The following is a 21,989-nucleotide window of genomic DNA, read 5'->3' as shown; positions in this document are numbered from 1 at the left end:
ACGAGACCCTCACCAGTCCATCTTCAGCGTGACCAGGCTGAGCAACTCGGGATCATCAAAGCTTGCGGCCGTAGCAACCGCGCCGGCGGCGATCAGGTCCTCATGGCCAAGGCTGGTCCGCATGCCGACCGTCGCGATGCCGGCGGCGGAGGCGGCTTGCACGCCGGAGCGGGAATCCTCGAAGGCCAGCGAGTGGCCTGCCGCTGCGCCGGCGGCGCGCAGGCCTTCCAGATAGGGCAGCGGATGCGGCTTGCCGTGGGCAAGCTCGTCGCCGATGATGACGGCCTTGAAACGATGCATGATCTTGAGGCCCGCGAGCATCATTTCGGCGTTGGGCCGCGGCGCGTTGGTCACCGCCACCATCGGAACGCCGGCGCTGTCGGCCATCGCGAGCAGCTTCACCAGGCCCGCCACCGGCTTGATCTGCCCCGACGCCAGCTTGCGAAAGGCTTCTTCCTTCTGCGCCATGATGGCGGCCTGGCGCTCCGGCGGATGGCCCGGCAGAAAGCGTTCGCTGATCGAAATATTGGAAAAGCCCATCAGCTCCTTCGAGGCGCGAGCGCGGTCGAAAACATGGCCATGGGGCGCGAACACCTGGTTGAACGCTTCCAGATGCAGCGCATCGGTATCTGCCAGCGTGCCGTCGATGTCGAACAGCAGCGCCCTGCCGGAGCCGGACATTCCCTGATTACCCCGTCGGCGTGCCTTGGCGCCACTGGCCGCCGGAGATCTTGGCGGCGGCGATCACGGCCTGGGTGCGGCTTTCGACCCCGAGCTTTTGCAGAATCGCCGAGACATGCGCCTTGATGGTCGCCTCGGAGACCCCGAGCTCATAGGCGATCTGCTTGTTGAGCAGGCCCTCCGACAGCATCATCAGCACCCGCACCTGCTGCGGGGTCAGCGTGACCAGGCGGTCGCGCAGCCGCGCCATATCAGGGTCGTCGGCCGACGACAGGTCTGTATCCGGCGGAACCCACACATCGCCCTCCATCACCTTCATGATGGCGTCGCGCAGCGTCTCGACGCCGAAGCGCTTGGGGATGAAGCCGGAGGCGCCAAAATCTAGTGAGCGGCGGATCGTGCCGGCGTCGTCGCTGGCGGATACGATCACCACCGGGATCGCCGGATATTGCGCGCGCAGATAGATCAGGCCGGAGAAACCCGAAATCCCGGGCATGGTGAGGTCGAGCAGGATCAGGTCGACATCGGAATCGCGTTCGAGCAGCGCGGTGAGGTCCTCGAACGATCCGGCCTCGCTGACGGTGGCCGACGCCACGACGCTCGCGACCGCCTGCCGCAGCGCGTCGCGGAACAGCGGGTGGTCGTCGGCGATGACGAGATGGGTGTTGGCAGCGGTCGTCATTCGGCTCTCTTGCTTCTTTCGACTAGTCCGCCCCGCTTTGTCTCCTGTCAGACCGGCCAGCGCAAGCGGCCAATCCTATCATGTTTGAAAGCAGTTAACCCGCGTACTTGTGCGTCGCAATACACCCGCTTGTCGGTCCGAGACCGCACGTAACGAGGTCCCATAATGAGGGAAACACCGTGCAAAGGGCCGAAAGTCGTATTGGGGCTGGTTTCACGGCGATGTTACTTTGCAGCGAAGCCCAGCTAATCCGGCCAAGTTCGGCGAGGGCGGACTCTGCGCATCAATAATTTGGGGAGTGTTGAAATGTCCACTATGACTGCCACATCCGGCAAGGCCGCAGGGATGACGAAGGACGAACGCTTCGTCATTCTCGCATCCTCGCTCGGCACCGTCTTCGAATGGTACGACTTCTATCTCTACGGCTCGCTCGCCAGCATCATCGGCGTGCAGTTCTTCTCGGACTATCCGCCGGCCACGCGTGACATTTTCGCGCTGCTCGCCTTCGCCGCGGGCTTCCTGGTCCGCCCCTTCGGCGCCATCGTGTTCGGCCGCGTCGGCGACATCGTCGGCCGCAAATACACCTTCCTGGTCACGATCCTGATCATGGGCCTGTCGACCTTCATCGTCGGCCTGCTGCCCAACGCCGCGACTATCGGCATCGCGGCGCCGATCATCCTGATCGCGCTGCGCCTGTTGCAGGGCCTCGCGCTTGGCGGCGAGTATGGCGGTGCGGCGACCTACGTCGCCGAGCATTCTCCGATGGGCAAGCGTGGTTATTACACCTCGTTCATTCAGACCACCGCAACGCTCGGCCTGTTCCTGTCGCTGCTGGTCATCCTGTTCACCCGCACCGCGCTCGGCGAGGCCGACTTCGCCAAGTGGGGCTGGCGCATTCCGTTCCTCGTCTCGGTCGTCCTGCTCGGCATCTCGGTCTGGATCCGGCTGCGGTTGAACGAGTCGCCTGTGTTCCAGAAGATGAAGGATGAGGGCAAGGGCTCCAAGGCGCCGCTCACCGAGGCCTTCGCCAACTGGAGCAACGCCAAGCTCGTCATCCTCGCGCTGGTCGGCGGGGTGATGGGTCAGGGCGTGGTCTGGTACACCGGCCAGTTCTACGCGCTGTTCTTCCTGCAATCGATCCTCAAGGTCGACGGCTATACTGCCAACCTCCTGATCGCCTGGTCGCTGCTGCTCGGCACCGGCTTCTTCGTCGTGTTCGGCGCGCTGTCCGACAAGGTCGGCCGCAAGCCGATCATCCTGGCGGGCTGCCTGATCGCGGCACTGACCTTCTTCCCGATCTTCCGCATGATTACCACCAACGCCAACCCGGCGCTGGAGAAGGCGATCGAGAACACCAAGGTCGAGGTGGTGGCAGATCCCAAGGGCTGCGGCGATCTGTTCAACCCGGTCGGCACCCGCGTCTTCAGTGCACCGTGCGACACCGCCCGTGCCTACCTGGCGCAGCAATCGGTCAAGTATTCGACCAGCTCCGGCGCCGCAGGCTCCGGCGTGAAGGTCGTGGTCAACGGCAAGGAAGTTCCCTACACCGACGCCAAGACCTCTAATCCGGCCGTGCTCGCGGCGGTTCAGGCCGCCGGCTATCCCAAGGCGGGCGACGCCGGCATCGTGAAGATGTCCAACCCGTTCGACATCTTCAAACCGCAGGTCGCCGCCATCATCGGGCTGCTGTTCATCCTGGTGATCTACGTCACCATGGTGTACGGGCCGATCGCGGCGATGCTGGTCGAACTGTTCCCGACCCGGATCCGCTACACCTCGATGTCGCTGCCCTATCACATCGGCAACGGTTGGTTCGGCGGATTGCTGCCCGCGACCGCGTTCGCGATTGTGGCCTCGACCGGCGATATCTACGCGGGTCTCTGGTATCCGATCATCTTCGCGTCGATCACCGCGGTCGTCGGCTTCTTCTTCCTGCCGGAAACCAAGGACGTCGACATCACGAAGTAAGAGCTGGTTTCGTTCGGCGGAACGAAATCACGAACCGGCCGCGGAGCAATCCGCGGCCGGTTTGGTTTTTACGGGCTGGTCTTTTTGCGGCTCAGTCCACGCTGCCGGCAAACTGCAGCACGATTTCGCGGCGGTGCGGACGCGCGCGGTGCTCGACGAGATAGATCGCCTGCCACGTGCCGAGCGCCAGCGCGCTCCTTAGCACCGGGACCTGCAGCGAGGTCGCGGTCAGCATGGTCTTGATGTGCGCCGGCATGTCGTCCGGCCCCTCGGTGTCATGGCGCCATCCGGCGTTTTCGGGCGCCAGGCGGTTCAGCGCCGTGGTCAAATCGACCAGCACGGTGGGGTCGGCATTTTCCTGGATCGTCAGCGAGGCCGAGGTGTGGCGGATGAACAGCGTCACCGTGCCTTCGCGCGCGGCGGCCTCGCGGAGGAATTTGGCGACTTCGGCGGTGAGATCGGTAAAGCCCACGCCCGAGGACTCCACCGTCAGCAGCGAGGAGACGATGCTCTTGGCTGCGACGATGGAGGGAGCGGTGCGGGAAAGGGATTTGGATGGGTTCACGACAATCTCTCCACACGTCGTCCCTGCGAACGCATGCGAACGCAGGGACCCATAACCACCAAGCTCAGTTGTTGCGCGCGATATCAACTCTCATCGTGCCAGTTCCAAAGGCCGCGGCGTATGGGTCCCTGCTTTCCAGGGACGACCCGAGGAAAGAGCGCGTTCCCCTGTCAAATCTTGCCGTTGATGTCCCGCTGCACGCGGCCCGCCATTTCCATCAGGCGCCGCCAGGCCTGCTCCAGGAACGACATCATGCGATCCATGTCGCGGTCGCTGGGCAGCGGGATTTCGATCTTGCGCTCGCTTTCCGCGGCCTTCGGCTCGCTCTTTTTCAGCGAGTCCGATTTCGGCAGCGGCTCTTCGATCTTGCCGCTCACGGTGGGCTCGCGCGCGGCGAGATCCGCCTTGAGCTTTTCATTTTGGACCTGCAGCTTGTCGATGTCGGCCTGCAGCCGGCCGATCTCTGCATCCATCGCCGCGCGCTCGTCGGGAACGGCATAACAGGCCCAGCCCGCCCCTGAATTGCTACAGGTCGAGACCGCGCCGGTGCGGGTGTCGAGGCGAAGCGCGCCATCTGCTGTCGTCGACAGCGTATAGCGGCCGTTCTCGGCCTCCGGCATGCCGGCAGCGGCCGCCCCCGCGCCGGCGAGGCCGATGACCAGAATCAGGTACTTCAACAATTTCGCGGACGACTTCGCTGTGCGCATGGGCTTGCTCCCGCCTCAGGACAGGTTCGATTTCCTCGACCGCCGGGGCGCTTTCAAGGCGGCGCTAAAGTGCGATGAGATTTGGGCAAATCGTCATCGCACGTTAGGTGTTTGTTTGAGCATGCTCTCCGCGCAAGCGCATTCGCGTTTGTCGCGAACCGACGCTCTACACCCTTGAGCTATAGGGCGCGCGGGCAGACTTCAACGCATCCTCTAGCAATTCGAGGCGGTCCTGCCCCCAGAACACCTCGCCATCCAGCACATAGACCGGCGAGCCGAACACATCGGCCGACAGCGCATCCTGCCGGTTCTGCTCATAGACCGCCGTAATGTCCTCCGCGCCGGAACGCTCCACCAATCGCTGCCCCGGCAGCCCCGATTCGTCGGCGAGTTTCGCGATCGTCGCGGGATCGGCGAGGTTGAGCTGATTTTCCCAGACGCCCGCAAAGGCCCGGCGCAGATACCGGTCGGGATCGAGGCCCATCTCAAGCGCCGCGATGACGACGCCGTCGGCGAGGCGCGCATTGAACGGCCAGTGCGCCGGCTGCAGGTGAAATTCCAGCCCGCGCTTGTCGCGCCAGCGCTGCAGCTCGACCATCCGGTAGCGCTGCCGCACCGGGTGGCGCTTCATTAACGGCAGGCCGCCGGTCTCCGAGAACAGATCGACCAGCACCACGGGCTTGTGATTTACCTTGAGATCGTAAATACTTACCAAATTTCGAAAAGCTTGATGGCCGATATAGGCCCAGGGCGATTGGATCGAGAAATAGTAGTCGACCTGACGCGGCATGCGCCTCTCCCGGCACGGCTATACCTGCTTCGTTCGGCGCATCCCAACAGAGCGCCCAAACCGGCGCAAGATCGATCCTTGCAACAATAGCTGTTGCACTGCGATGACAGTCCACAGTGTCGCAGGCATTCCAGCAATAAACCCAATCGAATCAATGAAGTAACAGGTTACGGCCTAATCTTGACTTGATTAAACGCGGTAAGTATGGTCCGCGCGGCTTTCAAGGGTGACGGGCGTAATTTCCATCCACCGTTGGCATCGTTTAGTGTCTTGGGCATGGCCGAAGGCAAAAACGACAACGCAAGTGGAAATCGCGACCAGCCGTCGTCCGACGAAGCTGCGCTTTCCGCAAGGCTCGGAAGTCTGGATCAACGGTTGTCCGAAATTCGCGACAGCCGCAAACCCAGGACTGATCAACCCGGTACTGAAAGCGGAGATACGGCCGCCAGAGCATCTGCGATGGCGCTGGGTTTCCGGCTTTCCTCGGAGTTGATTGCGGGCGTTGTCGTCGGAGCGGCGATTGGCTGGGGGTTCGACCGATTGTTGTCGACATCGCCGTTCGGTTTCATCGTGTTTCTGCTGCTCGGCTTCATCGCTGGCGTGGTCAACGTGGTGAGAACTGCAGGCGCAGGTCCAGGCAGGCGCTGAGCGTCGTCGGGAAGTCACGACATTTGAAATTCGATTGCCGGCCAGGCCGGTGGATAAAGAGCCGCGCGGATGAAAATCGACCCGATCCACCAGTTCAATATCGAGCCCCTCTTCACGATCGGCCATATCGGCAACCACACGATCGCCTTCACCAACTCATCGCTCTACATGTTCATCGCCGTCGCGGTGATCTCGCTGCTGATGATCGGTGGCATGGCGGGACGGCAGCTGGTCCCCGGGCGGCTGCAGTCGATCGCGGAAATCTCCTACGAATTCGTCGCCTCGACGATCCGCTCGACCGCCGGCGCGGAGGGCATGAAGTTCTTCCCGCTGATCTTCTCGTTGTTCATGTTCATCTGCATCTCGAACCTGATCGGCATCATCCCCTACACCTTCACGGTCTCGAGCCACATCATCGTCACCGCCGCCCTGGCGCTTCTGGTGTTCTTCACGGTCCTGATCTACGGCGTCTACAAGAACGGCTTCAAGTTCTTCAGTATCTTCGTCCCCCACGGCGTTCCGGGCTACATCCTGCCGCTGGTCATGTTCATCGAAATCCTGTCGTTCTTCCTGCGGCCGGTTTCGCACAGCGTGCGTCTGTTCGCCAACATGCTGGCCGGCCACATCGCGCTGAAGGTGTTCGCGGGCTTCGTCGCCATGCTCGGCGTCTCGCTCGGCGCCCTCGGCTGGGTCGGCGGCGTGCTGCCGCTGGCGCTCACCGTCGCGCTGACCGCGCTCGAGCTGCTGGTCGCATTCCTGCAGGCCTATGTGTTCGCGATCCTGACCTGCATCTACCTCAACGACGCCATTCATCCGGGACACTAAGCGGACCGGGGAATTTCCACCCACACTTTGTCTTATCCTCAAGGAGCTCTAGAAAATGGAACCGGCAGCAGCAAAACTTATCGGCGCGGGCATCGCGGCAATCGGCATGGGCGGCGCAGGCGTCGGCGTGGGCATCATCTTCGGCAACTACCTTGCTGCTGCGGTGCGTAACCCCTCGGCCGCTCAGGGCCAGTTCGGCAACCTGATCTTCGGCTTCGCCGTGACCGAAGCGCTCGGCATCTTCTCGCTGCTGATCGCGCTGCTCTTGCTGTTCGTTCCGCTCTGAGCTGCATCCACTCGCGCCGCCCAAGGGCGGCGCGCCTGACAGCAACAGGAGACCCCCGTGGCTGAAAAAAGTCATGGTACCGGCGCCCACACCGAGGCCGACGGCGGACACGGCGGAGGATTTCCTCCGTTCGAGTCGAATACGTTTGCCTCGCAGCTGGTGTCGCTCGTCATCGCGTTCGTCGCGCTCTATGTCATCGTGTCCCGCTTCGCGTTGCCGCGCGTCGAAAGCGTGATCGACGCACGCCAGAACGCGATCGAGGGCGACCTGGCGGCGGCGCAGAAGTTCAAGGACGAATCGGACGCGGCGCTGAAGGCGTATGAGACCGAACTCGCTTCGGCCCGCGCCCGCGCGCAGGCGATCGGCAACGAGACCCGCGAGAAGCTGAATGCGGCCGCGGAAGCCGAACGCAAGACGCTGGAAGACCAGCTCACCGCCAAGCTCGCCGCCGCCGAAAAGCAGATCGCGGCGACGCGCCAAACCGCGATGAGCAACGTCCGCGGCATCGCCGCGGATGCGGCCGGCGCGATCGTGCAGCGTCTGACCGGCGTCGTGCCCGATGCGAAGACGGTGAGCGGCGCCGTCGATGCTTCGTTGAAGGGATAGGCGTTGATGTTCACCCAACCGGAAACCTGGGTTGCGATCGCCTTCGTCATCCTCTTGGCGCTGTTTGCCTATCTTGGCATCCACAAGACGGTGCTGACGGCGCTCGACAATCGCAGCCAGCGCATCAAGGCCGAACTCGACGACGCCAAACGTCTCAAGGAAGAGGCCGCCAAGCTGCTCGGCGAGTATCAGACCCGCCGCGCCAGCGCGGAGCGCGAGGCCGAGGAAATCATCGCCAACGCCAAGGCCGAAGCCGAGCGCATCGCGACCGAGGCCAAGGCCAAGATGGAAGATTTCGTCGCCCGCCGCACCAAGACGGCCGAGAGCAAGATCGCCCTCGCCGAGGCCCAGGCGCTGGCCGACGTCCGTTCCGCCGCCGCCAACGCTGCGGTCGAAGCCGCCTCGACCATCCTGTCGCAGTCGGTCAAGGGCTCGGTTGCCGACGACCTGCTCGCCAAGGGCATTGCGGAAGTTCGCGCCAAGCTGAACTGATCGGTCCCAACCCAACAAAAAGCCGGCGCGAGATAATCGCGCCGGCCTTTTTATTTATTGGCTACTGGCTATTGCCGCTTCTTTTTCGGCGCCGGGCGTTCGGGCTTCAAGGCCTGCGGGTCGAAGCCGATATAAAAGATGTAGCTGTCACCGGCAGCGCCGGCAGGCACCGGATAGGTCATGTCCTCGGCCACCAGCGTGAACGGCTCGCTGCCGGATTCGGTCATGGTGACCGTGGTCTGATAGGCCTTGGTGGCGATGGTCTTTTCAGACACCCCGCCCTGCACCACGGCGATGCGGATCGGAACCTGCACCGAGGCCGGCGCGCCGGCGGGGCCGGCGATGACGCGGCCCTGGATGCCGATCCGCGCCGTGATCACGCCGCCATTGAGGCTGCATTCGCGGGCCATCTTGGAGATCGTTGCCTGAAAGCGCAGGTCGTTGCCGACCGGCTGCTTGCCCGGTGCCGCGACGGCATAGGTGGACGCGCCCGCCCTGACGGTGACCGGTGGACAGGTCAGGTCGCCTGGGTCCGGCGCCGCCGCCGGCGCGGTGGGAGCCGGCGCCTCCTCGGACTTGCCGCCGAACAGGCTCTTGAAACGGTCGGACAGCGATTGCGCCGATGCCGGCGCGGCCGAGAGGTAGAAAAGGCCACCCGCGACCGCCGCCGCGGCCATCACCCTGGCCAGACTGATATCACCCATGCGACGTCCCAAATCCCATCGTCCCACGCCGTTATTTCAGGCGGCGTTATAGCAGCCCAATGGCGGCGAACCCAAGGCACCTAAAGGGTGTAGGAACGGCGATTCAGCCGCGGAAATCCTCGTGCAGCAGGCCGAACAGCAGGTGGTCCTGCCAGATGCCATTGATGCAGAGATAGCGCCGCGCCAGCCCCTCGCGGGTGAAGCCGCATTTCTCCAGCACCCGGATCGACGGCGCGTTGGTCGGAATGCAGGCAGCCTCGATGCGGTGCAGGTTGAGCTCGCCGAACAGCGTCGGCAGCAGCACCCGCAGCGCCGTGGTCATATATCCGCGATGGGCGTGGGGCTCGCCGACCCAATAACCGATGGTGCCGGCCTGCACGATGCCGCGGCGGACATTGGCAAGGGTGATGCCGCCGATGATGGCGCCGTCGGCCTCGCGGAAGATGATGAAGGGATAGGACCGGTCGGCGGCGATATCCTCTGCGTAGCGGCGCAGCCTTCGGCGGAAGCCGGCGCGGGTCAGGTCGTCCGAGGGCCAGATCGGCTCCCATGGCGTGAGGTAGGCCCGGCTCTGTTCGCGCAGTTGCGCCCACTGCACGAAATCCGCCATCTGGGGCGCGCGCAGCAACAGGCCATGACCGCGCGGCACGAGTGCGGCGGGTCCGCTGGATGGCAAACGAAACAGGGCCATGCCCTCAACTCTCCCGTCCGAGCCACTTTCGCCCTCGCCCCGCTCTTCGCGGGGAGAGGGTCGGGTGAGGGGCTCTTTCCGCGAGTCGTGTCCGTGGAGAGGGCCCCTCACCCGGCGCTTCGCCGTAGCCGAGGCTACGCCTCGGCGTTTCTACCAAGTACGGCCGCCGGAGGCGGCCTATGCTCTCCGCCGCAAGCGCGGGCGAGGTTGAAGCACTAGTGTAGCAGCGACTTTGCCTTCGACCTCGTCAATCCTTCCGCAAAAGATACCGCGGTGTCCAGACCCCTGCCGCTGCCAAGCGCGACCACCGCCGGCCGGCTGCGGGACAGCAGCGCCCGGGCGGCGTTGCGGGTCGATTCGACATTGACCGCGTCGATCCTGGCGACCAGCTCATCCACCGTCTGCGGCCGTCCATACGCCAGAACGTGCCGGGCCAGCTGTTCGGCCCGCGAGGAGCAGCTTTCCAGCGCCATCAGCAGGCCGGCCTTCATCTGCGCCTTGGCGCGGGCGATCTCGGCCTCGGTCAGGGTTTCGACGGCGTCGTTGATGACGTCGACGATCACTTCCATCATTTCCGGCGCGTCGGCGGGATCGGTGCCGGTATAGAGGCCGAAAAAGCCGGTGTCGGAATAAGGGGCATGGAAGGTGTAGATCGAGTAGCAGAGCCCGCGCTTCTCGCGCACTTCCTGGAATAGGCGCGACGACATTCCGCCGCCGAGCGTATTGGTGAAGACCTGCAGCGAGAACAGCGACAGGTCGGTCTGCGGCACGCCTTCGAGCGCCAAGGTCAGATGCGCCTGTTCGAGATCGCGGTGCACGACCCGCGAGCCGCCGTTGCCGAACATCGCCGCTTGCGGCTTCGGCGCCGGGGTGGCGTCGAAGCCGGCAAATTTCTGCGTCACCTCTTCCACCACGCGCTTGTGATCGACCGCGCCAGCGGCGGCCACCACCATGTCGGGACCGCGGTAATGCGTTGCGAGATAACCGCGCAGCATGTCGCGGTCGAACGCCTTCAGCGTCTTGGCGGTGCCGAGCAGCGAGCGGCCCATCGGCTGGTCGGGAAAGCAGAGCTCGTTGAGGTGCTCGAACACGACGTCGTCGGGCGTATCCTGCGCCGCGCCGATCTCCTGCACGATGACGCTCTTCTCGCGCTCGAGTTCGTCGGGCACGAAGGACGGATTGGTGAGGATATCGGAGAGCACGTCGAGCGCCAGCGGCACGTCGGCCTTCATCACCCGCGCATAATAGGCCGTGGTCTCGGTCGAGGTGCCAGCATTGAGATCGCCGCCGACGGCCTCGATCTCCTCGACGATCTCGCGCGAGGAGCGCCTGGTCGTGCCCTTGAAGGCCATGTGCTCCAGAAGATGCGAGATGCCGTGCTCGTTCGGCTTCTCGTCGCGGCCGCCGACGCCCGCCCAGACGCCGAGCGCGGCGGTTTCCAGATGCGGCATGGTGTCGGTGACAACGGTCAGGCCGGACGGCAGCTTGGTTACGTCGACACTCATCCGGCAACTCCCTGCTTCGCGGCGCGGCTCACCGAGCGCACGAATCTTTCCACGTCGGCTGAATCGTTTTTCATCACCGTGATGTGTTCGGATTTGGTCAAGAGACCGTCGAGCCAGGCCGGCAACTCCGGCCGCACGCCGCAGGCGGCTTCCACCGCGTCCGGGAACTTGGCCGGATGCGCGGTCGACAGCACGATGTTGGGGATCTTCGAATCCGAGGTGTCGCGATCGGCCACTGCCAGCGCCACGGCGGTGTGGGGATCGACGAGGTCGCCGGCCTCGCGCCAAGCGGCGCGGATCGCCGCCGAGGTCTCGGTCTCGTCGGCGCGGCCGGCGTCGAACTCCTCGCGGATCGCGGCCAGCATGGCGTCCGGCAGCACGAAGCGCCCGGACTGCTTCAGCGAGGCCATCAGCCGGCGCACGCTGTCGGCATCGCGGCGGCTCGCCTCGAACAACAGCCGCTCGAAATTCGAGGAGACCTGGATGTCCATCGAGGGGGAGGCGGAAGCGTGCACTTCGCGCACTTCATAGATGCCGGTCTTGAGCGTGCGCGGCAGGATGTCGTTGACATTGGAGGCGATGCGCAGCCAGCGGACCGGCAGGCCCATCTTCTTGGCGACATAGCCGGCGAAGATGTCGCCGAAATTGCCTGTCGGCACGGTGAAATCCACCGGCCGGGCGGGGGCGCCGAGCGCCACCGCCGAGGTGAAATAATACACCACTTGGGCGACGATCCGCGCCCAGTTGATCGAATTGACGCCCGACAGCGACACGGCATCGCGAAAGCCGTGGTTGTTGAACATCGCCTTCACGATCGCCTGGCAATCGTCGAAGGTGCCTTCGATGGCGAGCGCATGCACGTTGGCGGCGCCGGTCGTCGTCATCATCCGCCGCTGCACGTCGGAGATGCGCCCGTTCGGAAACAGCACGACCAGATCGACATTGTCGAGCCCGGCAAACGCCTCGACCGCGGCGCCGCCGGTATCCCCCGAGGTGGCGACGACAATGGTGGTACGCTGGCTGCGCTTGGCGAGCACGTGATCCATCAGCCGCGAGATCAACTGCATCGCGACGTCCTTGAATGCCAGCGTCGGGCCGTGGAACAGCTCCAGCAGAAACTGGTTGGGGCCGGTCTGATCGAGCGGCACCACGGCCGGATGGCGGAACGTCGCGTAGGCCTCATTGGCCATGCGGCCGAGATCGGCGTCGGAGATCTCCCCGGCCGCGAACGGCTTGATCACGTCGACTGCGACCTCCCAATAGGGCCGGCCGAAAAAGGAGGCGATGGTCTCGCGCGAAAGCTGCGGCCAGACCTCGGGCACGTAGAGGCCGCCGTCACGGGCGAGCCCGGTCAGCATCACATCGCAGAAACCCAGGACGGGAGCTTCCCCCCGCGTCGAAATATAGCGCGTCAAACCACCCTCCAAAGGCGCAAGCCCTATGCCATGCCTTTGATATTTATCGTGAATTAGATTTCGCCAACCGCGAAGCGAAGGGCCACCATAAAGCGTTTTGCGGCCAAGGGGAAATGGCTCGTGAGTGAAAAGAAAGGGTGCAGTTGTCGCAAACGGCGCAATTTTTCGTATGCTAGGCGGTAATGCCGCGTGCGGACACGCCGCGCCCCATCCCCGTCATTGCTAGCGCAGCGAAGCAATCCATCTATCCCCGGGCCGAGACGTGGATTGCTTCGCTGCGCTCGCAATGACGGCGGATATAGCTTCGGGCTGTCGCGACACTTTGCGGCTGAGGGTGGCACCCTCATCCGTATCTGAGCACATCGACCGGATCGAGCCGGGCCGCCCGCCACGAGGGATAGAGCGTTGCGAGGAATGACAGCATTAGCGCCATCGCCACGACAGCCGCGGTCTCGCCGGCATCGATCTCCGCCGGCAGTTTCGACAGGAAGTAGAGTTTTGGCGGAAACAGCTCGGTGTTGGTGAGCCAGGACAGGAACTGCCGGATGGTTTCTATGTTCAGGCAAACCAGCATGCCAAGGAGCAGCCCGGCCAGGGTGCCGAGCACGCCGATCGCGGCACCCGCGATCAGGAATACCCGCATGATCGCGCCGCGCGAGGCGCCGATGGTGCGCAGGATCGCGATGTCGCTGCCCTTGTCCTTTACCAGCATGATCAGGCCGGACACGATGTTCAGCGCGGCGACCAGCACGATCAAGGTCAGGATCAGGAACATGACATTGCGCTCGACCTGCAGTGCCGCGAAGAACGCCGAGGTGCGCCGCCGCCAGTCGACGAGGAACACCGGCCGCCCGGCAGCATCAGCGACCGGCCGCCTGAAACTGTCGACCCGGTCCGGGCTGCCGACGAGGAAGACCTCGATGGCGCTCACATCGTCAGCACGGTTGAAATAGGTCTGCGCCTCCGTGAGCGGCAGAAAGACCATGACGGAATCATATTCCGACATGTCGATGCTGAACACCGCCGCAACCTTGAACGGCTTGATGCGCGCGGCCGCGCCCTTCGACCTCGTCGTGCCGTCAGGCGCGACCAGCGTGATATTGTCGCCGGCCCGCACCGCCAATTGCTCGGCAAGCCGGCGGCCGATGGCGACGCCCCGCCCTCGGTCGAATCCGTCGAGCGAGCCCTGCTGGATGTTGCTGGAGATCGCGGCAAGGTTGTTGAGGTCATCGGAGCGAATGCCCCGAATGAGCACGCCGGTGGCATTTTGTGCCGACGATGCCAGGGCCGGGCCATCCACCACCGGCGCGGCAAGCCGGACGTCCGGCACCCGACTGATGCGGTCGGCCACGTCCTCCCAGTCCGTCAGCGGCGACTCCAGCGGCTGCACCAGAAGGTGGCCGTTCAGGCCGACGATCTTGTCCACCAGTTCCTTGCGGAAGCCGTTCATGACGGCCATCACGATGATCAGCGTGGCCACGCCGAGCATGATGCCGAGGAAGGAGAACCCCGCGATGACGGAAATGAAGCCTTCCTTGCGACGCGCGCGCAGGTACCGCCCGGACAGCAGCCATTCGAATGCCGAGAACGGCAGGGGACGCGGGGGACTTTCCATCGTCCCTTCATAGCGCGTTTTCGGGACGATTTCGTGGGGCCGCCTCCAAGATTGATCTTCGTCCACCGCCACATTGTCGCGACGCCGGTGGACGTCGCGCGTCCTGCGTCAGCACGCTCAACCGACGTCCGGCATCTGCTCCAAAAGCTTGTCGAGCGTGATCGGATAGTCGCGGACGCGCACGCCGGTCGCGTTGTAGACCGCGTTGGCAACCGCCGCCGCGACGCCGCAGATCCCGAGCTCGGCAACACCCTTGGCTTTCATCGGCGAAGACACCGGATCGGTCTCGTCGAGGAAGATCATGTCCTGGTGCGGAATATCGGCATGAACGGGCACCTCGTAACCGGCGAGGTCGTGATTGACGAAGAAGCCGGCGCGCTTGTCGACCACCAGCTCCTCCATCAGTGCCGCGCCGACCCCCATAGTCATCGCGCCGATCACCTGGCTGCGCGCCGTCTTTGGATTGAGGATGCGGCCGGCCGCGCATACGGCCAGCATGCGGCGGACGCGGATTTCAGCGGTGGCGACATCGACGCCGACTTCGACGAAATGGGCGCCGAAGGTCGACTGCTGGTACTTCTTGTCGAGATCGCCATATTCGATTCCGTCTTCGGCCGAAAGGTCGCCACCGCTAGCTGCCTGCGCCAAAGGCACGCGGCGATTGCCGGCACGCACTTCACCGTCGGTGAATTCGGCCTCTGCGGAATTGAAGCCGAGCTTCTGGGCGATCGCTTCGCGCAGCTTGACGCAGGCAGCATAGACGCCGGCGGTCGAGTTGTTGCCGCCGAACTGTCCGCCGGAGCCCGACGAGACCGGAAAGGCCGAATCGCCAAGATGCACCGTCACTTTTTGCAGCGGAACGCCCATCATCTCGGCCGCGGTCTGCGCGATGATCGTGTAGCTGCCGGTGCCGATGTCGGTCATATCGGTCTCGACCGTGACGACGCCGTTGCCGTCGAGCCGCACCCGCGCCGCCGACTTTGTCAGCAGATTGTTACGGAACGCGGCGGCCGCGCCGATGCCGATCTTCCAGCGTCCGTCACGGACGCGGCCCGGCTGCGGATCGCGCGCGCTCCAGCCGAAACGCTCGGCGCCAATGCGAAAACACTCCGTCAGTTGGCGCTGCGAGAACGGCCGCTCCGGCTTTTCGGGATCGATCTGGGTATCGTTGCGGATTCGAAACTCGATCGGGTCGATCCCGAGCTTCTCGGCCATCTCGTCAATGGCGATCTCCAGCGCCATCATGCCCGAAGCCTCGCCCGGCGCGCGCATCGCATTGCCTTCGGCAAGGTCGAGCGTCGCGAGGCGGGTTGCGGTCATGCGGTTAGGCCCGGCATAGAGCAGCCGTGTCTGGCTGACCCCGCCTTCCGGCCTGCCCCCCGGCAGGTTGCCGGACCATTCCTCATGGCCGATCGCCGCGATCTTGCCGTCCCTGTCGGCGCCGATGCGGATCCGCTGGATCGTCGCCGGACGATGCGTCGTGTTGTTAAACATCAGCGGGCGCTGCAGCGCCACCTTCACCGGTCGTCCTACCTCGCGCGCGCCAAGCGCGGCGAGCAATGCGTCCGAGCGCACGAATAGCTTGCCACCGAAGCCGCCGCCGACAAAGGACGAGATCAGGCGAACGTTCTCCTTGGGGATTCCGAGGGTCTTTGCGACATCGGCTACGCCCCAGGCAATCATCTGGTTCGAGGTCCACAGCGTGAGCTTGTCGCCATTCCACACCGCGATCGAGGCATGCGGCTCCATCATCGCATGCGCCTGATCGGGCGTGGTGTAGGTGGCCTCTAACCGCACCGGCGCTGCCGCGAACGCGCCGGAAAAATCGCCCCGCGCAGTATCGGCCGGACCGCCGAACAACGGCTTGGGCTCGCCGCTGTCCTTCACTGCCGCGAGTTCGAAGGCAGCGCCGTCGGCCTTGACGTAGTCGACGCGGATAAGCTGCGCTGCAGCCCGCGCCTGTTCAAAGGTATCGGCGACCACGAGCGCGATCGCCTGGTGATAATGCTCGATCTCGGGGCCGCCGAGCAGCCTGGCCGTGTTGCGGTCGCCCTTGCCGAGCTTACCGGCACTGTCAGCCGTGACGATGGCACGCACGCCGGGCGCAGCCTTGGCCGCGGCAACGTCGATCCGCCCGATCCGCCCCTTGGCGATCGCAGAGCCGACGACATAGCCATAGGCGGGGTTGGAGACGACGTCGTGACGCTCATAGGCGTACGGCGCCTTGCCCGTGGTCTTAAGCGGACCGTCGACACGGTCGGCGGGCTTGCCGATCACCTTGAGCTGATCGATCGGATTTGATGTGGCTGGGGTTTCGAACTTCATGGATCAGCCTTTCGCCTCGGTCAGCACGGCACTCAGTGTTCGCTCGGCCAGCGGCAGCTTGAATGCGTTCTGGCGTGTGGGCTTCGCGCCGGCGAGCAATTGATTGGCCACGGCCTTGGCGCCGCGCGGCATCTGCGCATCGGCCGATTCCATGCGCCATGGCTTGTGGGCGACACCGCCGAGCGCAACGCGGCCGGTGCCGTCGCGCTGTACGATGGCGGCAACCGAGACCAGCGCGAAGGCATACGAGGCGCGGTCGCGCACCTTGCGATAAATCTGCGTGCCGCCGATCGGCTTTGGCAGCGTGACGGCCGTGATCAACTCATCGGGCGAAAGCGCCGTTTCGATGTGCGGCGTATTGCCCGGCAGATGATGGAAGTCGGCGATCGGAATCGTTCGCGTGGCGCCGTCCGGCTTGACCGTTTCCACCGCGGCATCGAGCGCGCGCATGGCGACCGCCATGTCGCTCGGATGGGTGGCGATGCAGGCGTCGCTGGCGCCCACCACCGCGTGCTGGCGGTTGAAGCCGCCGATCGCCGCACAGCCGCTGCCGGGCCGGCGTTTGTTGCAGGGCTGGTTGGTGTCATAGAAGTACGGGCAACGCGTCCGCTGCAACAGGTTTCCTGCCGTCGTCGCCATGTTGCGCAGTTGTCCCGAAGCGCCGGCGAGCAGCGCGCGCGACAGCACGGCATAATCGCGCCGGATGCGGCTGTCGGCGGCCAGATCGGTGTTGCGCACCAATGCGCCGATCCGCAAGCCGCCTTCAGCCGTCGGCTCGATCTTGTCGAGCGCGAGGCCGTTGACGTCGATCAGATGCGCCGGGGTTTCGATCTCGAGCTTCATCAGGTCGAGCAGATTGGTGCCGCCGGCGATGAATTTGGCGTCGGCATGACGCGCGGCGGCCGCCGCTGCGTCAGCCGGCGAGTTTGCGCGTTCATAGGTGAATGATCTCATGCGGGCCTCCCGGCGACTTCAGTGATCGCCTCGGCGATGTTGGAATAGGCGCCGCAGCGGCAGATGTTGCCGCTCATGCGCTCACGAAGCTCGGCATTGGTCAGTTGCGGCACAGCGTTGAGATCGGCACTGACGTGACTGGGAATGCCGGCCTTGATCTCATCGAGCACCGCGACCGCCGAGCAGATCTGCCCCGGCGTGCAATAGCCGCACTGGAAGCCATCGTGCTTGACGAACGCGGCCTGCATCGGGTGCATGTTCTCGGGCGTGCCGAGGCCCTCGATGGTCGTGATGCTGTCGCCCTCATGCATGATTGCGAGCGTCAGGCATGAATTGATCCGCCGGCCGCCAGATATCACCGTGCAGGCGCCGCACTGGCCGTGATCGCAGCCCTTCTTGGTTCCGGTGAGATGCAGGTGCTCGCGCAGTGCATCGAGCAGCGTCGTCCGCGCATCGAGCGCGAGTTCGCGCTGGCTGCCGTTGACGTTGAAAGAGACCTTCGACATCGCGGCGGCGGGTGCACCTTCCGGCGCAGGAACCCCGGGCGCCTGCGCCTTGACCTCCGACGTGGCGCTGAAAGCCACCGATGCGGCGGTTCCCAGCAACAATTTCCTGCGCGATAGTTCGAAGCCGCTGGGACCCTGCATGCCGTGTTCCCGTTCTGCTGTGTTCGGATGATGTTCGGCACGGCTGTTTCAGCGCGTGCTTCAAGTTTCCTGTAACCACCCCGGCTTTGCCCCGTTCCTGCCCGCCATTCACGTTTGGAGGAGCAGGCGAGGTGCGGCCGAGAAGCAAAAAGGGCCGCAAGCGATGCTTGCGGCCCTCTCTCCTGGAAGGGTCTGTCGTTTACTCGGTGCAGACCTTCATGGTTTTCATGCTGGTTTCGGCTTCGGTCTTGGTCTTGAACGTGCCGTTGTCGACGATGGTGGTCGTCGTCGTGGTCGGCTTGGTATCGACGACCGTGCATTTCTTGGTAGTGGCGTCGCGTACCACATAGAATTCGGCGGCGACCGCACTCCCTGCGAAGGCCGATATGGCAACAGCCGTCGCTCCGATCATCAGTGACTTCTTCAAGGTGTCCTCCTCCGGTGTTTCCCGTGATGCAGCTGACAACCCTCAAGGAAATCGAATGTTCCAGGTATTCCCGAACTAGAAGTGCGGACCAGCCTCCCAACAGGCTGGCGAGCTTACTCTTCGGAACGCCTTTCCAGGCTCTTGAGAAATTTGAGCCCCTCGATCGCCAACGATTCCGTGTCGGATTCTCCTGCATCGCAGCGCTGCCGAATGAACTGCTGGAGGCTGTCTCGCCGCGGGTCGTTGTCGTCGATGCCGCTGTGGATCAGAAGGTAGACACCCCAGGCCCTCGCGAGGGCGCCTTCTACGATATCCAGTCTGTCCATCCAGCTCTCCTTGTCGTCACAGGAGCCCACATCGCCGATTCTTCCCGAAATTGCCACGCAACTCTGAGCGGCACTGGCCGGCACCCAGGCCCAGCCGTGCCGGGATAAATCGGCAAATCCGGGGCGGGCCGTGGCGGGAACAAAATGACGATTCGGGAACTTGTGTCAGACATCGCGATTCCGCGATTGGGAGGACCCTGCATGAGACGTATCGTTCTGATCGGCGCGGCATTGATTGCCTCGCTGGCAATGACCCTGTCCGCTTCCGCCAGGATCGGCATCGCGCCGCTGGCCGCAGAGGACGGCGCCGTGATCCAGGTCAGGCACGGGCACGGCCATCACGGCCATGGACATCGCGGCCGCGGCCATCACTACGGGTGGTACAGGGGCCGGGGCCATCACAAATGGCGTCACCATCGCCGCCACCACCATTGGTAAGCCTTCGCTGCAATTTGGCATCGCCATCCTCATTGCCCGGGCGATGCATGAATTGCAGCGGCGCGAACGGGTCGCGCCCGCACGGCGCGGCCGGTTCAGCAGTATTTGCAACGCTTATCGCGCTCAGCCCAACCCCATTTCGACGGCGATCCGGATCAGGTCCGAGTGGTTCTTGGCGCCGAGCTTCTGCTTGAGCAGCGAGGTGGTGTTGGCCACCGTCTTGTAGGAAATCTCCAGCGCATCTGCGACTTCGACGATCTTGTCGCCGCGGCCAAGCAGCCGCAGGATCTCCAGCTCCCGCGCCGTCATCTGCGAGGCCGGATTGGCCTTGATCGAAGCGCCGGAGAAGGTCACCGCCTCCGCCAGTTGCGGCGAAATGAAGTTGTCTCCCGCGGCGACCTTGCGCACGGCCTTCACCAGCATCCTGGGATCGTCGCCTTTCGAGACATAACCCTGCGCGCCCATCTCGATGGCGCGAACCACGAAGGCCGGATCATCATTCATGCTGAACATGATGATTTTGGCATCCGGATCCTCTTTTCGGATCCGCCGCATCAGCTCGAAACCGGACACATCGGGCAGCTTGATATCGATTACCGTTACGTCGGGCTTGCGGGACATATAGGCACGGTGGCCGGACTTGGCGTCGTTGGCCTCCTCGATTTTCACCGAATTGTCTGACGCAAACAGCGCTCGGCACCCCGAAAGCACCACGGGGTGGTCGTCGACGATCAAGACCTTCGTTGCCGATTTAGTAGAATTCTGCATCATTTATCCCCTTCCGGAATAAATAAGGGGTTGACGGTATTTGAAAAGAGAAATCTTGGGTTGCGGGGAACTATTATAACCAGAATGTGGGAAAGACTTTCGCTTCGGGCGCGGCTCATGCTGCCGCTCGGCCTGATGTTCGTGGCCGCTCTGCTGGCCGGAGCCGTCTCGCTGCGATTCTTCGCCCCGGCGCAACTTGCGGAAGAAATCGAACCGGCGGCTCGCTCGGCCAGAGCGGTCGCGGCTGCCCTCAACGGTGCGTTGCAGACATCAGCCAATCCACAAGCGACGCTCGATGCATTCGTGCAGTCGCTGGGAGATTCCGCGGCCATCCGGTTTCGGCGCCTCGGCAGCGGCCCCGATGGGCATCCGCACGCGGTGCAGACGCCGCTCGGAACGGTGCCCGGCTGGTTCATGCATCTGCTTGCCATCCCCGAACTCAAGGCCGCGTTCCCTGTCGTCATCGAGGGCAAGCAGGTCGGCGCCATCGTGCTTGCTCCCGACCTGTCCGCCGACATCTACGAGAAGTGGATCGGATTTCTGGCGATCGCTGGCTCCGGTATCGCATTGATGCTGCTGACGGTAGCCATTGCCCACTTCACGGCCCGCTCGGCCCAGCGACCGCTGCAGCATCTCGGCGACGGCCTGACCCGGATGCGCGGGGGCGACTACGCGCAGCCGATTATCCCGGCCGGTCCACCCGAGATCCGCAGGAGTGCGCAGCAGGCCAACGAACTCGCCCGCACGCTGCATCAGCTCAGCCAGGACAATCGCAACCTGCTCCGGCAGATCGTGTCACTGCAGGACGACGAACGGCAGGATATGGCGCGCGAGCTTCACGACGAACTCGGGCCGCTGTTGTTTGGAATCCGGGCCAACACGGTCGCGCTCCTGGAATCGACCCCCGCCGGCGAGGGCGAGTTGAGGCGTGCCGCCGAGGGCATCCTGCAATCGGTGGAGACGCTGCAGCAGGCGAACCGCCGCATCCTCGACCGGCTCCGGCCGCTCTACATCGACGAACTGGGCCTTCAGAAGAGCATCCAGACGCTCCTGCAGAATGCAAAGGCGCAGACGCCCGAACTGAAGGTGACCTCGCGGATCGACGCCAGGCTGAACGAGATCGAGGGCCTGATGTCGCAGACGGTCTATCGCGTCATCCAGGAAGCGGTCACTAATGTGCTGCGCCACGCCAAGGCAAGCTCGATGGATGTTGCGGCGGAGATCAGCGGCGGCGAGGTGATCGTGGAAATATCGGACGACGGCATCGGCTTTCCGCCGGACCGGCGGTTTGGCCGCGGATTGACCGGCATGCTGGAGCGCGTCCGCGCGTTGAGCGGAACGCTCGAGCTGTTGCGGGAGGCTGGGCGCACGTCGGTCCGCTGCCGCCTTCCGGCGGGAGAGCCCTCAAGCGGTGAGCGGACCTGACTGAAGGGATCGACGGAGCTAGCCGGCGTAGTCCTGCAGGCCGGCGCGCTGCGGCAACTCTGTCATCGGCAGGCAATGCGTCGCCTGAATCTTTCCGTCGCGCGTAAAGCTGAAGGCCACGCGCACCGGCTTGCCTTCGTGGCTCAGATAATCAAGCACGACGCCGTGGGTGGTCGGCATGATCTCCTCGAGCCCGAATGCGGTGGCAGCGAGCGTATCGAGACGCGGCTTCCAGTAGGATTCGAGGCCAGCACGGCCTTCGCTGATCCTGGCTTCGCCGCACTGGCATTGCAGCGTCGCGTTGTCGGCATAGAGGTCGAGCAGCATCGCAAGATCGCGATTGCGGCAGGCGTCCAGCCAGTCGACCACCACCGCGACCTGATCGAAATTGTCCGCAAGGTTCGCGACGCCCTCCAGGTCGGGGTACCCGGTCCTGAGCGCTGCAGCGGATGATGAAATCAAGCGATCGTCTTGAATGGACACTGAACCAGCCTTTGTC

At 64.1% G+C, this 21,989-nt stretch carries 25 protein-coding genes; 8 read left to right on the top strand and 17 right to left on the bottom strand.

All coding sequences use genetic code 11. The features are described from left to right. Positions 1-9: 9 nt before the first annotated feature. The gene (locus RX331_RS03765; RefSeq protein WP_317255312.1) at positions 10-681 is read right to left on the bottom strand and encodes an HAD-IA family hydrolase; all 672 of its coding nucleotides are present in this window, start codon (positions 679-681) and stop codon (positions 10-12) included. A 7-nt stretch (positions 682-688) separates the two neighbouring features. Further along, positions 689-1,363, bottom strand: a complete 675-nt coding sequence (locus RX331_RS03760; RefSeq protein ID WP_317255311.1) for a response regulator transcription factor — start codon at positions 1,361-1,363, stop codon at positions 689-691. A 345-nt stretch (positions 1,364-1,708) separates the two neighbouring features. On the opposite strand from RX331_RS03760, the gene RX331_RS03755 reads away from it, so the two are divergent. Continuing rightward, positions 1,709-3,331 carry an MFS transporter gene (locus RX331_RS03755; protein ID WP_317258001.1) on the top strand — a complete coding sequence of 541 codons (1,623 nt, stop codon included), beginning with the start codon at positions 1,709-1,711 and terminating at the stop codon, positions 3,329-3,331. 91 nt (positions 3,332-3,422) lie between these two features. Here RX331_RS03755 and RX331_RS03750 read toward each other — a convergent pair whose 3' ends face one another. The 3 genes from RX331_RS03750 to RX331_RS03740 all read right to left on the bottom strand — a co-directional run bounded on the left by RX331_RS03750 (position 3,423) and on the right by RX331_RS03740 (position 5,393). Further along, the gene (locus RX331_RS03750; RefSeq protein WP_317255310.1) at positions 3,423-3,896 is read right to left on the bottom strand and encodes a secondary thiamine-phosphate synthase enzyme YjbQ; all 474 of its coding nucleotides are present in this window, start codon (positions 3,894-3,896) and stop codon (positions 3,423-3,425) included. 170 nt (positions 3,897-4,066) lie between these two features. After that, on the bottom strand, positions 4,067-4,603 hold the full coding sequence (locus RX331_RS03745) for a hypothetical protein (protein WP_410708105.1): 537 nt from the start codon (positions 4,601-4,603) through the stop codon (positions 4,067-4,069). Positions 4,604-4,769: 166 nt separating this feature from the next. Further along, positions 4,770-5,393 (bottom strand): 2-hydroxychromene-2-carboxylate isomerase, encoded by a 624-nt coding sequence (locus tag RX331_RS03740; RefSeq protein ID WP_317255309.1) that lies wholly within the window; start codon positions 5,391-5,393, stop codon positions 4,770-4,772. A 276-nt stretch (positions 5,394-5,669) separates the two neighbouring features. On the opposite strand from RX331_RS03740, the gene RX331_RS03735 reads away from it, so the two are divergent. From RX331_RS03735 to RX331_RS03715, 5 genes are all read left to right on the top strand, one after another. Continuing rightward, entirely contained in the window at positions 5,670-6,041 is a 372-nt protein-coding gene (locus tag RX331_RS03735; protein WP_317257999.1) for an AtpZ/AtpI family protein, read from the top strand. A 69-nt stretch (positions 6,042-6,110) separates the two neighbouring features. Further along, entirely contained in the window at positions 6,111-6,866 is a 756-nt protein-coding gene (locus tag RX331_RS03730) for a F0F1 ATP synthase subunit A (protein WP_317255308.1), read from the top strand. Between the two features lie 55 nt (positions 6,867-6,921). Beyond that, positions 6,922-7,152, top strand: a complete 231-nt coding sequence (locus tag RX331_RS03725; RefSeq protein ID WP_028348038.1) for a F0F1 ATP synthase subunit C — start codon at positions 6,922-6,924, stop codon at positions 7,150-7,152. 57 nt (positions 7,153-7,209) lie between these two features. After that, the gene (locus RX331_RS03720; RefSeq protein WP_317255307.1) at positions 7,210-7,758 is read left to right on the top strand and encodes a F0F1 ATP synthase subunit B'; all 549 of its coding nucleotides are present in this window, start codon (positions 7,210-7,212) and stop codon (positions 7,756-7,758) included. Positions 7,759-7,764: 6 nt separating this feature from the next. Further along, entirely contained in the window at positions 7,765-8,250 is a 486-nt protein-coding gene (locus RX331_RS03715) for an ATP F0F1 synthase subunit B (protein WP_317255306.1), read from the top strand. 68 nt (positions 8,251-8,318) lie between these two features. Here RX331_RS03715 and RX331_RS03710 read toward each other — a convergent pair whose 3' ends face one another. The 10 genes from RX331_RS03710 to RX331_RS03665 all read right to left on the bottom strand — a co-directional run bounded on the left by RX331_RS03710 (position 8,319) and on the right by RX331_RS03665 (position 18,859). Beyond that, the gene (locus tag RX331_RS03710; RefSeq protein WP_317257998.1) at positions 8,319-8,927 is read right to left on the bottom strand and encodes a hypothetical protein; all 609 of its coding nucleotides are present in this window, start codon (positions 8,925-8,927) and stop codon (positions 8,319-8,321) included. Positions 8,928-9,057: 130 nt separating this feature from the next. Beyond that, on the bottom strand, positions 9,058-9,645 hold the full coding sequence (locus RX331_RS03705) for a GNAT family protein (RefSeq protein WP_317255305.1): 588 nt from the start codon (positions 9,643-9,645) through the stop codon (positions 9,058-9,060). A gap of 215 nt (positions 9,646-9,860) precedes the next feature. Beyond that, a complete protein-coding gene (locus RX331_RS03700; protein ID WP_317255304.1) occupies positions 9,861-11,150 on the bottom strand; it encodes a pitrilysin family protein in 1,290 nt (429 codons plus the stop codon). Continuing rightward, complete coding sequence (gene thrC, locus RX331_RS03695) at positions 11,147-12,565, bottom strand: threonine synthase (protein WP_317255303.1); 1,419 nt, start codon at positions 12,563-12,565, stop codon at positions 11,147-11,149. The genes RX331_RS03700 and thrC overlap by 4 nt, the downstream gene beginning before the upstream one ends. A gap of 343 nt (positions 12,566-12,908) precedes the next feature. Then, a complete protein-coding gene (locus tag RX331_RS03690; RefSeq protein ID WP_317255302.1) occupies positions 12,909-14,180 on the bottom strand; it encodes a lipoprotein-releasing ABC transporter permease subunit in 1,272 nt (423 codons plus the stop codon). 117 nt (positions 14,181-14,297) lie between these two features. Then, positions 14,298-16,505 (bottom strand): aldehyde oxidoreductase molybdenum-binding subunit PaoC, encoded by a 2,208-nt coding sequence (gene paoC, locus RX331_RS03685; protein WP_317255301.1) that lies wholly within the window; start codon positions 16,503-16,505, stop codon positions 14,298-14,300. A 3-nt stretch (positions 16,506-16,508) separates the two neighbouring features. Continuing rightward, entirely contained in the window at positions 16,509-17,459 is a 951-nt protein-coding gene (locus RX331_RS03680) for a xanthine dehydrogenase family protein subunit M (RefSeq protein WP_317255300.1), read from the bottom strand. After that, the gene (gene paoA, locus RX331_RS03675; protein WP_317255299.1) at positions 17,456-18,106 is read right to left on the bottom strand and encodes an aldehyde dehydrogenase iron-sulfur subunit PaoA; all 651 of its coding nucleotides are present in this window, start codon (positions 18,104-18,106) and stop codon (positions 17,456-17,458) included. Before paoA ends, RX331_RS03680 begins: the two co-directional genes overlap by 4 nt. A 199-nt stretch (positions 18,107-18,305) precedes the next feature. Further along, a complete protein-coding gene (locus RX331_RS03670; protein ID WP_317257997.1) occupies positions 18,306-18,518 on the bottom strand; it encodes a hypothetical protein in 213 nt (70 codons plus the stop codon). 128 nt (positions 18,519-18,646) lie between these two features. Next, positions 18,647-18,859: a hypothetical protein gene (locus RX331_RS03665; RefSeq protein ID WP_317255298.1), complete on the bottom strand. Its 213-nt coding sequence runs from the start codon at positions 18,857-18,859 to the stop codon at positions 18,647-18,649. 201 nt (positions 18,860-19,060) lie between these two features. Here RX331_RS03665 and RX331_RS03660 point away from each other — a divergent pair, with 201 nt between their 5' ends. Next, positions 19,061-19,297, top strand: coding sequence for a hypothetical protein (locus tag RX331_RS03660; RefSeq protein ID WP_317255297.1), 237 nt, complete (start codon positions 19,061-19,063; stop codon positions 19,295-19,297). A gap of 123 nt (positions 19,298-19,420) precedes the next feature. Here RX331_RS03660 and RX331_RS03655 read toward each other — a convergent pair whose 3' ends face one another. After that, a complete protein-coding gene (locus RX331_RS03655) occupies positions 19,421-20,065 on the bottom strand; it encodes a response regulator transcription factor (RefSeq protein ID WP_317255296.1) in 645 nt (214 codons plus the stop codon). A gap of 117 nt (positions 20,066-20,182) precedes the next feature. Between RX331_RS03655 and RX331_RS03650 the strand changes: the two genes are divergently transcribed. Further along, positions 20,183-21,490, top strand: a complete 1,308-nt coding sequence (locus RX331_RS03650; protein WP_317255295.1) for a histidine kinase — start codon at positions 20,183-20,185, stop codon at positions 21,488-21,490. An 18-nt stretch (positions 21,491-21,508) separates the two neighbouring features. Here RX331_RS03650 and RX331_RS03645 read toward each other — a convergent pair whose 3' ends face one another. Next, positions 21,509-21,952, bottom strand: coding sequence for a nuclear transport factor 2 family protein (locus RX331_RS03645; protein WP_317255294.1), 444 nt, complete (start codon positions 21,950-21,952; stop codon positions 21,509-21,511). Positions 21,953-21,989 lie beyond the last annotated feature (37 nt).

Origin of the sequence: Bradyrhizobium sp. BWA-3-5 (assembly GCF_032917985.1) — a bacterium.
Lineage (GTDB): Bacteria > Pseudomonadota > Alphaproteobacteria > Rhizobiales > Xanthobacteraceae > Bradyrhizobium.
This window is presented reverse-complemented; position numbering and strand designations above follow the sequence as displayed.